9 protein-coding genes are annotated in these 12,790 nt (G+C 58.7%); all 9 read right to left on the reverse strand.

The genetic code is table 11. The annotated features are described in order from the left end of the window. Positions 1-179: 179 nt before the first annotated feature. The 9 genes from typA to H4V98_RS12185 all read right to left on the reverse strand — a co-directional run bounded on the left by typA (position 180) and on the right by H4V98_RS12185 (position 12,782). Positions 180-2,003 (reverse strand): translational GTPase TypA, encoded by a 1,824-nt coding sequence (gene typA / locus H4V98_RS12145; protein WP_196864650.1) that lies wholly within the window; start codon positions 2,001-2,003, stop codon positions 180-182. A gap of 35 nt (positions 2,004-2,038) precedes the next feature. Next, on the reverse strand, positions 2,039-3,079 hold the full coding sequence (gene truB, locus H4V98_RS12150) for a tRNA pseudouridine(55) synthase TruB (RefSeq protein ID WP_196864649.1): 1,041 nt from the start codon (positions 3,077-3,079) through the stop codon (positions 2,039-2,041). An 87-nt stretch (positions 3,080-3,166) separates the two neighbouring features. Further along, entirely contained in the window at positions 3,167-3,532 is a 366-nt protein-coding gene (gene rbfA / locus H4V98_RS12155; protein ID WP_196864648.1) for a 30S ribosome-binding factor RbfA, read from the reverse strand. Positions 3,533-3,610: 78 nt separating this feature from the next. Beyond that, complete coding sequence (gene infB, locus H4V98_RS12160; RefSeq protein WP_196864647.1) at positions 3,611-6,601, reverse strand: translation initiation factor IF-2; 2,991 nt, start codon at positions 6,599-6,601, stop codon at positions 3,611-3,613. Positions 6,602-6,629: 28 nt separating this feature from the next. Beyond that, entirely contained in the window at positions 6,630-8,150 is a 1,521-nt protein-coding gene (nusA, locus tag H4V98_RS12165; RefSeq protein ID WP_196864646.1) for a transcription termination factor NusA, read from the reverse strand. A gap of 22 nt (positions 8,151-8,172) precedes the next feature. Beyond that, the gene (gene rimP, locus H4V98_RS12170) at positions 8,173-8,781 is read right to left on the reverse strand and encodes a ribosome maturation factor RimP (RefSeq protein WP_196864645.1); all 609 of its coding nucleotides are present in this window, start codon (positions 8,779-8,781) and stop codon (positions 8,173-8,175) included. A gap of 203 nt (positions 8,782-8,984) precedes the next feature. Further along, entirely contained in the window at positions 8,985-10,589 is a 1,605-nt protein-coding gene (locus H4V98_RS12175; protein ID WP_196864644.1) for a dipeptide ABC transporter ATP-binding protein, read from the reverse strand. After that, a complete protein-coding gene (locus tag H4V98_RS12180) occupies positions 10,586-11,623 on the reverse strand; it encodes an ABC transporter permease (protein ID WP_196864667.1) in 1,038 nt (345 codons plus the stop codon). The genes H4V98_RS12175 and H4V98_RS12180 overlap by 4 nt, the downstream gene beginning before the upstream one ends. Before the next feature lie 124 nt (positions 11,624-11,747). Continuing rightward, positions 11,748-12,782 carry an ABC transporter permease subunit gene (locus H4V98_RS12185; protein ID WP_196864643.1) on the reverse strand — a complete coding sequence of 345 codons (1,035 nt, stop codon included), beginning with the start codon at positions 12,780-12,782 and terminating at the stop codon, positions 11,748-11,750. Positions 12,783-12,790: the final 8 nt, after the last annotated feature.

Genomic DNA, 12,790 nt, shown 5'->3' on the forward strand with positions numbered 1-12,790 from the left:
TCATCGGGCGGTTGCATCAGCGCAATCGTAATCAAGATCACCACACCGCCACACGCCAAGAGATTGGCTTTATCAAGTGTGTCAGTGAGAACAGTAAAAAGGCCACTGCATGCAGTGGCCTTGAACAGCTTTTACAGGCGCTTAAGCCAGTTTTATTCAACGGCCAAAGCCGTTTTTACTTAACGGCCGGAGCGCTTGCGCTCGCTTTCGGTCAGGTAGCGTTTGCGAAGGCGAATCGACTTGGGTGTGATTTCGACCAATTCGTCGTCCTCGATGAACTCAACGCCATATTCCAGGGTGCATTCGATTGGCGGCGTGATCTTGATCGCGTCTTCCTTGCCCGACACGCGGAAGTTGGTCAACTGCTTGGTGCGCGTGGCGTTGACCACCAGGTCGTTGTCGCGGCTGTGGATGCCGACGATCATGCCTTCGTACACCGGATCGTTCGCCTTGACGAACATGCGACCGCGATCGTCGAGTTTACCCAGGGCGTAAGTGAAAATTTCACCGGCATCCATGGAAATCAGCACGCCGTTCTTGCGCCCGCCGATGTCGCCCTTGTGCGGCTCGTAGCAGTCGAAAATGTTGGCGATCAGGCCAGAGCCTCGCGTCAAATTCAGGAATTCGTTGGTGAAACCGATCAGGCCACGCGCTGGAATGCGGTATTCCAGGCGCACTCGGCCACGGCCGTCCGGGTCCATATTGACCAGTTCGCCTTTGCGCTCGCCCAGTGCCTGCATCACGCCGCCCTGGTGCTGCTCTTCGATGTCGGCGGTCACCAGTTCGATCGGCTCGTGCTTTTCACCGTTCACGTCTTTCATCACGACACGCGGCTTGGAAACCGCCATCTCAAAACCTTCACGGCGCATGTTTTCCAGCAGGATGGTGAGGTGCAACTCGCCCCGACCCATGACTTCAAAAATGCCTTCCTCGTCGGTTTCCTTCACGCGAAGGGCGACATTGTGCTGCAGTTCCTTTTGCAGGCGGTCCCAAATCTGGCGGCTGGTGACGTACTTGCCTTCGCGGCCGGCCAGCGGGCTGGTGTTGACGCAAAAGTTCATGGTCAGCGTCGGCTCATCAACTTTGAGCATGGGCAACGGCATAGGATTGACCGGGTCGGTGATAGTCACACCAATGCCGATGTCGGTCAGGCCGTTGATCAGCACGATTTCGCCGGGGCCGGCTTCAGTCGCCTGCACACGCTCCAGACCCTGGAATGTCAGCACCTGGTTGACGCGTCCCTTGACGGGCTTGCCGTCCGGACCTTCCATCACGACCACGTCCATCATCGGGCGAATCGTGCCCTGGCTGATGCGGCCCACACCGATGCGGCCGACGAAAGTTGAAAAGTCAAGCGCGGATATCTGCAGCTGCAGTGGTGCGTCAGGGTCACCTTTCTGGGCAGGCACGTGCTTGAGCACGGTGTTGAACAGGGCCGACATGTCGGGGCCCCACTGTTCGCCCTGCTCGCCTTCTTCCAGCGACGACCAGCCGTTGATGCCCGAGGCATAGACCACGGGGAAATCAAGCTGTTCGTCGGTGGCGCCAAGCTTGTCGAACAAGTCGAACGTGGCGTTGATGACCTTGTCTGGATTGGCGCCGGGCTTGTCCACCTTGTTGACCACCACGATGGGCTTGAGGCCCAGGGCCAGCGCCTTCTTGGTGACGAAGCGCGTCTGGGGCATCGGGCCCTCCTGGGCATCGATCAGCAGCACTACACCATCAACCATGGACAGCGCGCGCTCGACTTCGCCGCCAAAGTCGGCGTGGCCCGGGGTATCGACGATGTTGATGTGCGTGCCTTCCCAGGTCACGGCGCAGTTCTTGGCCAGGATGGTGATGCCACGCTCTTTTTCAATGGCGTTGTTGTCCATCACGGTATCGACGACCTTTTCATGGTCGGCAAAGGTGCCGGACTGGCGCAGCAACTGGTCGACCATGGTGGTCTTGCCATGGTCGACGTGGGCGATGATGGCGATATTTCGGATTTGTTTGTGACTCATGGTGGACTTTCTGGGAACTTGAAACGGTAATTAAATTAATGTTGAAAAAAGCCGGCTTCCGTGGGTTCGGAGGCTAGGGCCACGGAAACTGGCGTTAAAACTTCATAAGTGCGACCGGATGATTGCAGGATGTCCTGAACTTCAACCGGACTCAGCAAACGCTGGGGAATCAGCTCATCGGCACAAATATGGGCAGAACCCAGAAATGCAGCCGGCTCGTTGCCATACACCTGTACGAGTGGTGCATCGGCACCCCACTGACCCCGGCGACGCAGGCCGCTCAGGAAACGTCCGGCATTGTCGGCGTCCAGTGTGACAAAAGGGTAATCCGCTACCAGCGACTGCGGGGGCAACAAACAGGCATCACGTTCGGCTTCGTTCATCGCTTCGAGCGCAGCCAGTGTCACGCATTGCGCAGCCACAAAACCGCCGGTCTCGATCCGGCGCAGCGAACCCAGGTGGGCACCGCAACCAATGGCCTCGCCAATGTCTTCACCGAGCGTGCGAATATACGTTCCCTTGCTGCAGCTCACTATTATTTTAATAGCTGCTTGTGCCCGTGGGTCATGCGCAAGCGCCATATTTAGCTTGAAAATCGTGATGTGACGGGCTTCCCGCTCGACCTCGATGCCTTTGCGGGCATATTCATACAACGCCTTGCCATCTTTCTTCAGCGCCGAATACATCGGCGGCACCTGCGCCAGTGGCCCCGTAAAACGCCTGGTGATTGTTTCCAGCAGTTCGGGCGTGATCACAGGAACAGGACGGGTTTCAATCACTTCGCCTTCGGCATCCGCCGTGCTGGTTTTCTGGCCCAGCAGCAGCACGGCTTCATAGGTTTTATCAGCCTCAAGCTGCATCTGGCTGAACTTGGTGGCCGCGCCAAAACACAGCGGCAGCACGCCAGTGGCCAGCGGGTCAAGCGTTCCGGTGTGGCCGGCTTTTTCCGCACGCAGCAGCCACTTGGCCTTTTGCAGCGCCTGGTTGCTCGACAGGCCCAGCGGCTTGTCGAGCAGCAACACGCCGTGTACGGGACGTCGCTGGATTTTCTGGCGGGTAGAAGTTGTTTGCGTCATAAGCTTTGACAGGCTCGGCGTACGGTCTGGCCCGAACGCTCGGTGGCACCGTTGCCCCCGAACCTGTCAAAGGGGAACGGCGCAGAGTTAGTCCTGGGCGCGGGAGGAAACCGCCTTGGCAATCAAGGCGTTCAGGTCGGCCGCACGTTCAGTCGTCTGGTCGTAATGGAAATGCAGCGTCGGCACGGTGTGGGTCATCAAGCGCTTGAACAAGCCGTTGCGCAGGAAACCTGCCGCTTGGTTGAGTGCGATTTCGCACTCCTTCGGGTCGCCGACCAGCACACTGAAATAAATCTTGGCATGGGCATAGTCGGGCGTGACCTCGACTGACTGGACCGTCACCATGCCGACGCGCGGGTCCTTCAACTCGCGCGCGATCAGTTCCGTCAAATCACGCTGGATCTGGTCGGCTACGCGAAAGCTGCGGTTGGGGGTAGATGATTTTTTACGCATGTATTGGGAATCTGAAGTTGCAGTCCTTGTTTCGAGCAGGCCATTCGCCAGCCTTTGGGCTGGCGAATGGTCATGTGCTTACAAGGTCCGGGCCACTTCCTTGATTTCGAAGAACTCCAGGATGTCGCCGACTTCGATGTCGTTGTAGTTCTTCAGGTTCAAGCCGCACTCGAAGCCTTCCTTGACTTCCTTGGCATCGTCCTTGAAGCGCTTGAGCGAGTCGAGTTCACCGGTGAAGATGACCACGTTCTGGCGCAGCAAGCGCAACCTGGCGGTGCGGCGAACCACACCAGCGGTGACCATACAGCCGGCAATCGAGCCGATCTTGCTGACCTTGAAGATGTTGCGAATCTCGGCATTACCGATGATTTCTTCCTTCTTGTCAGGTGTCAGCATGCCGGACATGGCAGCCTTGAGCTCGTCCACCGCGTCATAAATGATCTGGTAGTAGCGAATGTCAACGCCGTTGTTCTCGGCCTGCTTGCGCGCCTGGGCATCGGCCCGGGTATTGAACCCGATCAGAACCGCTTTCGAAGCAATCGCCAGGTTGACGTCGGATTCGGAAATACCACCAACACCCGAGTACACCAGCTGCACCTTGACCTCGTCAGTCGACAGCTTGAGCAGCGACTGCGCCAGCGCTTCCTGCGAACCCTGCACATCAGCCTTGATGATGATGGGCAGCAACTTGACTTCGCCAGCGTTGATGTCGGAGAACATGTTCTCCAGCTTGGACGCCTGCTGTTTGGCCAGCTTGGTGTTGCGGAACTTGCCAGCACGGTAGGTGGCGATTTCGCGCACACGGCGTTCGTCGGTCATGACCATGAAGTCGTCGCCGGCTTGCGGCACTTCCGTCAGGCCCTGGATTTCGACGGGAATCGAAGGACCAGCGGTCTTGATCGGCTTGCCGTTTTCGTCGAGCATGGCGCGCACGCGGCCATAGGTCGAGCCCGCCAGCACCACGTCGCCCGCCTTCAGGGTTCCGGACTGGACCAGCACGGTGGCAACCGGACCACGGCCCTTGTCGAGACGCGCTTCGATCACCAGGCCCTTGGCCAGGGAGTCCACCGATGCCTTGAGCTCAAGCACTTCAGCCTGCAGCAGCACCTGTTCGAGCAGTTCATCGATACCTGCACCGGTATGCGCCGAGACTGGCACAAACGGTGAGTCGCCGCCAAACTCTTCGGGGACGACGCCTTCGGTGACCAGCTCACCCTTGACGCGTTCCATGTTGATGCCAGGCTTGTCAATCTTGTTGATTGCCACAACGATCGGAACACCAGCGGCACGGGCGTGCTTGATGGCTTCCTTGGTCTGCGGCATCACACCGTCGTCCGCTGCAACCACCAAAATCACGATGTCGGTAGCCTGCGCGCCACGGGCACGCATGGCGGTGAACGCCTCGTGGCCCGGGGTATCCAGGAAGGACACCATACCGCGCGGTGTTTGGACATGATAGGCACCGATATGTTGGGTAATGCCGCCGGCTTCACCGGAGGCCACCTTGGCGCGCCGGATGTAGTCGAGCAGCGAGGTCTTGCCATGGTCAACGTGACCCATGACGGTGACCACCGGTGCGCGCGGAAGTGCCTCGGACTGCTGGCCCTGCACGTCGTCGTCGGTGAAGGCTTCCGGATCGTCCAGCGCTGCCGTAAGAGCCTTGTGGCCCATTTCTTCCACCACGATCATGGCGGTGTCCTGGTCCAGCGGCTGGTTGATGGTGACCATCTGGCCCAGCTTCATCAAATGCTTGATGACCTCGGACGACTTCACGCTCATCTTGTGCGCCAGTTCACCCACGGTGATGGTTTCGGGCACATGGACCTCGATCACCTTGAATTCGGTCGGAGCGACAAAATTCGATTCCGGACGCACCTCGCGTCCACCACTGCGGCGGCCGCGCGCACCAGGACGGAAATTGCCGCGACCCGGTACCACCGGAGCGCCACGGCTCGGAATACCTTTTTTCTTGGCCGCGTCGTCTTTCCAAGTCGAAGACAAATTTTCTGACTTGACTTCCTTCTTCCCGGCGGCGCCTGGCGCAGCTGGTGCACCCGCCGCACCCGTAGCAGCAGGCTTGGCAGCACCCGGGGCAACCACCGGCTTGTGCAGCGTTCCCTTCATCGCGACCTTGGGGTCGACATGGGGAACCAGCACACGTTTGGGCGCAGACAGCATGGCGCGAATGCCAGCAGCTTCTGCTTCGGCCTTGCGGCGGCGTTCCTGCAGATCCACGGCCTTGGCCGCATCCGCCTGGAATTCGGCAGTGGCCTTGGCTTTGGCAGCCGCCTGGAGGGTTGCGGCTTCAGCAGCCTTGGCGCTTGCAGCCTCGGCAGCCTTGCTGATTTTTTCTGCTGCGGCAGTGTCCACGGTCTTTGGTGCTTCCTCGGTAACAGTTGGAGCAACCGGAGCAACGGGCGCCGGCTTGAATATTTTGCCAATGGTCGGCTTGGGCTTTTTTGCCGCTTCGGCAGCAGCAGCGGCTTGGGCCGCCGCTTGCGCCTGAGCCTGCTGGGCTTGCGCCTCGGCTTGAGCTTTCTGTGCAGCGGCTTCGCGTTCCTGTTCGCGAGCTGCGTCTTGCGCGGCCTGCTCATCGCGGACACGGCGCTTTTCCGTCAGTTCTTCTTCCTGAAGGCGCCATAGCTCGGCATTACGGTTAGCCTCGTCTTCACGGCGAACCAGCTCGGCATCTTCGGCAGCCTGAATCTGCGGAGCATTTGCAGACATGCTTGATTGGGCGTTTTCAACTGGCAGGTCGGCTTCGTCTTCACGTCTGATGAAGGTGCGCTTCTTGATGGTTTGAACGGGGATGGTGCGGGCCTTGCCCGTGGAATCGGCTTGTTTGATTTCCGAAGTCGACTTCTTCATCAAGGTGATCTTTTTTCGATCGGCCGCGACAGTGCCATGGCTGGCATGCAAGTAGCCGAGCAGCTTTTGCTTGTCGGATTCCGACAAGGGATCGCTGGCCTGCGATTTTGCAACGCCTGCGCTGGTCAATTGCTCGATCAGGGTAGCGGGAGATTTATTCAATTCAGCTGCGAATTCAGCGACGGTAGTGGTACTGGACATATTTGGTTTTCCTGACTGGCCTCCATGATCATTGCTCTTGGGCTGCTGCGGGCGCAGCAGCGTCGCCAGCGTCATCGGTAAACCAATGGGCGCGTGCAGTCATGATCAGGGCTTTGGCCTCGTCCGCAGACTGGCCGGTTATATCGGTAAGCTCATCCACGGCCAGATCGGCCAGGTCGTCACGGGTGGCAACACCCGCTTCGGTTAATTTGGCAATCAGCTCGGGCGTCAAGCCTTCGACGTCCCGCAGATTTTGCGAAACACCGCCGGCATTTTCTTCCTGGGCGATTTCCATCGTCAACAGTGCATCTTTGGCGCGCGTGCGCAACTCATTGACGGTGTCTTCGTCGAAAGACTCAATCTCGAGCATTTCTTGTAGTGGCACATAAGCCACCTCTTCCAGACTGGTAAAACCTTCGGCAATCAGGATATCGGCGATTTCTTCGTCGACATCTAGCTTGGCCATGAACAGCTTGCGACTGCTGTCGGTTTCACTGGCTTGCTTCTGGGCCGACTCGTTGGCATCCATGATGTTGATCTTCCAGCCGGTCAACTCGGACGCCAGGCGAACGTTCTGGCCCCCACGGCCGATGGCGATTGCAAGATTTTCTTCATCCACCACCACATCCATGGCATGACGCTCTTCATCGACCACGATCGACGACACGTTGGCAGGCGCCAGCGCACCAATCACAAACTGGGCAGGGTCTTCGCTCCACAGCACGATGTCAACGCGCTCGCCAGCCAGTTCATTGGTCACGCCATTGACACGGGTTCCGCGAACGCCGACGCAGGTTCCAATGGGATCGACGCGCTTGTCATGCGACAGCACGGCAATCTTGGCGCGTGAACCCGGGTCACGGGCGCAGGTCTTGATTTCGAGCAAACCCTGCTCAATTTCAGGCACTTCCTGGCGGAACAGCTCGATCATGTATTCGGGCGAGGTTCGCGACAGGATGATGGGCGCGCCACGCAGCGTGGTGTCGACTTCCATGATCATGGCGCGCACACGGTCACCGGTGCGCAGGTTTTCCTTCGGAATCATGTCGCTGCGGCGCAGACGGCCCTCAACCCGGCCGGACTCGACGATCAGGTCGCCCTTGTCCATGCGTTTGACAGTGCCGACAAATATCTTGTCGCCGCGTGACATGAAGTCATTGAGCAGCATTTCACGCTCGGCATCGCGGATTTTCTGCAAAATAACCTGCTTGGCCGCTTGCGCACCAATACGGCCAATCGGCAGGCTTTCCACCGGCTTCTCAATGTAGTCACCCTCTTCGATGTCGGCGATTTCGTCGCGCGCATCAGTCACCAACTCTTCGGCTTCGGGGTTTTGCAGGCCAGCCTCGTCGGCAACGACCAGCCAGCGACGGAAGGTTTCGTACGTCCCGCTGTCGCGATCCACCACGACACGGATATCCACGCCATCGGCATAAACTTTCTTGGTCGCCGAAGCGAGCGCAAGCTCGACAGCACCGAACACCACGTCGCGCTCAACGTTTTTTTCACGCGAGATGGCATCAACCAGCATCAACAGTTCGCGATTCATTTCACAAGCCTGCCTTTCTAAATTATATTTTTATGGATGTATCGTCAACAGGTTTGGGTCTGCGGCCCTTGAAATCAACCACGGGCGCCAAACGCGCCTGCTGGATTTCATCCAGCGTGAACCCCAGCGCCTGAAGGGGTGCAGGAATTCGTTTCTTGCTGACCTTCTGCCCAGGCTTCACGGCAGGCTCATCGCTCCAGACGATTTGCCATGACGGTTGGGCGCCAACAGGCTCAGCCTGTTCGAGCGTTCCGCGGAATTTCTTGCGGGTGGCCGAAACGGTCGAACCCGCACTTGCAGCCACGCCAATCGGTGCTTTGAGGGTAATGTCGATCAACTCCCCCACAAAACGGTCAAAATCTTTTTCATTGCGCAGCGGCCGGTCGATGCCGGGGGAACTGACTTCAAGGCGCGAATACTCTGCGCCTTCGACTTCAAGCACGAATTGCAATTGGCGGGTCACCTTCTCGCAGTCTTCGGCGTTGATGAACTGCACGGCCTCGGCCGGCGTTCCGGCAAGGTAAGGCATGTCAATCGTGACACGCAGCAAGCCGCCGCTGGTTCGCTCGATCTCTACCAGTTCGTAGCCCAGCCCCGTTACCGTTTGCTCAATCGTCTCTTGCAAAGCCATTCAGTCTTTCGTTCCTTTTAGCGATTTGCCAGCTGCTCGTCTGCCCTGTGCAAAAACAAACGCCCAAAAAAAATGGGCGGTAAAAACCCGCCCATTTGGTCGTGTGAAGTGCGTATTCTAGCGCAAAGGACGCTGTGATGCAACCAACTTTGTACCTTCTCCCCCTTCAAAACTCAGAAAATTTTCGCTCCCCGGGCCAAGTGTCAACCCTGTGCCACCAGAATTTTTGTGTAAGGATGCTGCGGCCGGTCCAGCACCGACTGCACAGTACCCGATTCAACGATTTCCCCGTCTTTCATGACCATGACATCGTGGGCCATGGCGCGAATCACGTCGATGTCGTGTGTAATTAAAAGGTAGCTCAGGCCGCGCTCCCGCTGCAGCCGCTGAAGCAACCCCAGCACCTGTTTTTGAATCGTCACATCCAGCGCGCTGGTAGGTTCATCCAGCACCAGCAGGCCGGGATTGATGATCAGCACTCTGGCAATGGCCAGCCGCTGGCGCTGCCCTCCCGAGAATTCATGCGGATAGCGCCGCAGCAGCCCCGAAAACTGCGCTTCGTCCATGCCCACATCGGCCAGCGATTGTTCAACACGCTTTCGTCTTTCGACCTGGCTCAGCAAAGGCTCGTGCACCAGCAAGCCTTCTTCGACGATCGCCTCAACCGTCATGCGCGGCGACAGCGAGGAAAACGGGTCCTGAAATACCACCTGCACCACCTTGCGAATGGCTTTATTGCCGGCAGCCTGCCGGCTCCACGACTGCCCCGCCGCCTGCAACTGGCCAGAAAACTTTAGCAACCCCAGACAGGCCAGCGCCAGCGTGGACTTGCCAGAACCCGACTCGCCCACAATACCGAGCGTTTTTCCTGGTGCAATGACAAAGCTTGCCTCCTTGACGGCGACAAACTCGCCGCTCTTGAACCAGCCCCGGATACCGGGAACCGCCACCGGATAGGCAACGCGCAACTGGCTGGCCCGCATGATCGGCGGGAGCTGCTCGGCTTTCGGACGGCCTTCATTGACATCGCGCACGGGTTTGCTGTCGATCAGCTTGCGGGTGTAGGCATGTTGCGGTCGGGCAAACACATCGAGAACCTTGCCCTGCTCGACGATGTGGCCGTTTTCCATGACCGCCACCCGGTCGGCAAACCGTCGCACCAGATTCAGGTCGTGGGTGATCAGCAGCACGGCCATGCCGTTTTTCCGCTGTAAATCACCGAGCAGGTCCAGAATCTGGCCGCGCAGGGTGACATCCAGCGCGGTCGTCGGCTCATCAGCCAAAAGAAGTTTGGGACGGCAAGCCAATGCCATGGCGATCATGGCGCGTTGGCGCTGACCGCCGGACAACTGATGCGGAAAAGACCTGGCCCGCCGCTCAGGCTCTGGAATACCGGTGCTTGCTAACAGTTCAATAGCAGCCTGTGCAGATGCAGCTTGCGTAACACCCTCTTTTAACTGCAAAACCTCGGCAATTTGCTCACCCACGGTGAACAGCGGGTTCAACGCGGTCATCGGTTCCTGAAAAATCATGGCGATGTCCCTGCCACGAATCCCCAGCAGCGCCCGCTCTGGCATGGACAGCAAATCACCCTGGCCGCCGGGCGCTTCAAAGACCGCTTTTCCGCTGATCGCCGCATCCTGAACCAGCCGCAGCAGGCTGAGCGCTGTTACCGTCTTGCCCGAACCCGACTCGCCAACCAGCGCCAGTTTTTCTCCGGACGCGATGGAAAAGTCGATGCCGCGCACCACCTCTTTGCCACCAAATGACACGCGAAGCCCCTTGACGTCCAGCAGCGGCAGGCTCATTGGTCCACCTTTCTGGGGTCCAGGGCATCGCGCAACGCGTCGCCCATGAATGTCAGCAGCAGCAAGGTGATGACCAGTACGGCAAAGGTCGACAGCGAAATCCACCAGGCGTCAATGTTGGCCTTGCCCTGGCTCAGCAGTTCGCCCAGCGACGGCGTTCCGGGAGGCACGCCCAGCCCCAAAAAATCCAGCGAGGTCAGCGCCAAAATGGCCGCACTCATGCGAAACGGCAGAAACGTCACCACGGGCGTCAGGCTGTTTGGCAATATGTGTCGCCTCATAATCTGTAGATTACTTACGCCCAGCGCTTTGGCCGCCCGCACATAGTCCATCTGGCGATTGCGCAGAAACTCGGCGCGCACATAGTCTGACAGCCCCATCCAGCCAAACAGGCTGAGCAGTAGCAGCAGCAACCCCACGCTGGGCGCGAAGATGGCGCTAAAAATAATCAGCAGGTAAAGCTCGGGCATGGAGCCCCAGATTTCCATAAAGCGCTGGCCGACCAAGTCGGTCTTGCCTCCGGCATAGCCTTGAATCGCGCCTGCCATCACGCCCATCACCACACCAATAAACGTCAACGCCAAGCCGAACAGCACGCTGAGCCGAAAGCCGTAGATCAATTGCGCCAGGAGGTCTCGCCCCCGGTCGTCGGTGCCGAACAGGTTGTCGCGCGACGGTGCCGAAGGATTCGGCTCCTTGGCGAAGTAATTGATGGTGCGCGGCCCATAGGGATTGGGTGGGTAGATCGCCCAGTTGCCGCTCTGTGTCAACTTGTCACGGATGAAAGGGTCAAGATAATCGGCTGGCGTCTCAAAATCGCCCTTGAAGGTTTTTTCGGAATAGTCCTTGACGATCGGAAAATACAGCGTTCCCTCATAGCGCACCACCAGCGGCTTGTCGTTGGACAGGACTTCGGCAAACAGGCTGAGCACCACCAGCATGCAAAACAGCAGCAGGCTCCAGTAGCCCAGTCGGTTGCGCCGAAAGCGTTGCCAGGCGCGGCGCGATGGCGATATTGCCCCCACGCTCCCCACTGCGTGTGCTTCGCTGCCCCCCGAGGGGGCTGCTGCGCCTGAGGCCCGGCTGTGCCGGTTCCGCGGTCCCTGCTGGGTTAAAGCGGGATCCACCGCAGTATTGGAATGGGAAGTACTGGCCATGTCAGTCGAATTTGACACGAGGGTCCACCCACACATAGCAAAGGTCGCTGATCAGCTTGGTCACCAGGCCAATCAGGGTAAACAAATACAGCGTGCCCAGCACCACGGGATAGTCGCGCCGGATAACACTTTCATAGCTGAGAAGGCCAAGCCCATCAAGTGAAAACAGGGTTTCGATCAGCAATGAGCCGGTAAAAAAGGCACCGATGAACGCGGCTGGAAAGCCGGTGATGATGGGAATCAGTGCGTTGCGAAACACATGCTTCCACAGCACCTGGCGTTCACTCAGCCCCTTGGCCCTGGCCGTCAGCACATACTGCTTGCGGATTTCCTCCAGGAACGAATTCTTGGTCAGCACCGCTGTCACGGCAAAGCTGCCCAGCACCATGGCCGTGACCGGCAGCGTGATGTGCCACAGGTAATCCGTGATGCGGGCGCCCCAGCTAAGTGTTTCCCAATTGGCCGAAGTCAGCCCGCGCAGGGGGAACCACTGCAGTTGTCCGCCAAACACCACCAGCAGCGCCACGCCCAGCACGAAACCTGGAATCGCATAGCCAACCAGCACCACCAGCGTGGTCAAGAAGTCGAAGCGGCTGCCTGCCCTCACCGCCTTGGCGACGCCCAGAGGAACAGCAATCAAATAGCTCAGGAAAAAGGTCCACAGCCCCAGGCTTACCGACACCGGCAGCTTTTCCTTGACCAGTTGCCAGACATCCTTGTGCTGGTAAAAGCTGTTTCCCAGGTCAAACCGGGCAAAGCGGCCCAGCATCTGAACAAAGCGCTCAAGCACCGGCTTGTCAAATCCATACAGCGCCTTGATCTCCTCGATGCGCTCGGCATCGACGCCTTGCCGGCCCCGGTAGCCAGCCCCGGTGCTGACAGCGCGTTCACCGCCCGAATCGCGGCCCTGCAGTTGCGCAACCATCTGCTCAACCGGCCCGCCCGGCACGAACTGCACCATGGCGAAGGTCAGCAACAGAACCCCGAATAAAGTTGGAATCATCAGCAGCAGGCGCTTGAAGATGTAGCTGGCCATTGGAGGTT

Origin of the sequence: Polaromonas sp. CG_23.6 (genome assembly GCF_029892315.1) — a bacterium.
Classification (GTDB): Bacteria; Pseudomonadota; Gammaproteobacteria; order Burkholderiales; family Burkholderiaceae_C; genus Polaromonas.

Excerpts from the sequence above, each read along its gene's own strand:
- typA (WP_196864650.1), bottom strand. The coding sequence starts at position 2,003 with ATGAGTCACAAACAAATCCGAAATATCGCCATCATCGCCCACGTCGAC.
- truB (WP_196864649.1), bottom strand. The coding sequence starts at position 3,079 with ATGACGCAAACAACTTCTACCCGCCAGAAAATCCAGCGACGTCCCGTA.
- rbfA (WP_196864648.1), bottom strand. The coding sequence starts at position 3,532 with ATGCGTAAAAAATCATCTACCCCCAACCGCAGCTTTCGCGTAGCCGAC.
- infB (WP_196864647.1), bottom strand. The coding sequence starts at position 6,601 with ATGTCCAGTACCACTACCGTCGCTGAATTCGCAGCTGAATTGAATAAA.
- nusA (WP_196864646.1), bottom strand. The coding sequence starts at position 8,150 with ATGAATCGCGAACTGTTGATGCTGGTTGATGCCATCTCGCGTGAAAAA.
- rimP (WP_196864645.1), bottom strand. The coding sequence starts at position 8,781 with ATGGCTTTGCAAGAGACGATTGAGCAAACGGTAACGGGGCTGGGCTAC.
- H4V98_RS12175 (WP_196864644.1), bottom strand. The coding sequence starts at position 10,589 with ATGAGCCTGCCGCTGCTGGACGTCAAGGGGCTTCGCGTGTCATTTGGT.
- H4V98_RS12185 (WP_196864643.1), bottom strand. The coding sequence starts at position 12,782 with ATGGCCAGCTACATCTTCAAGCGCCTGCTGCTGATGATTCCAACTTTA.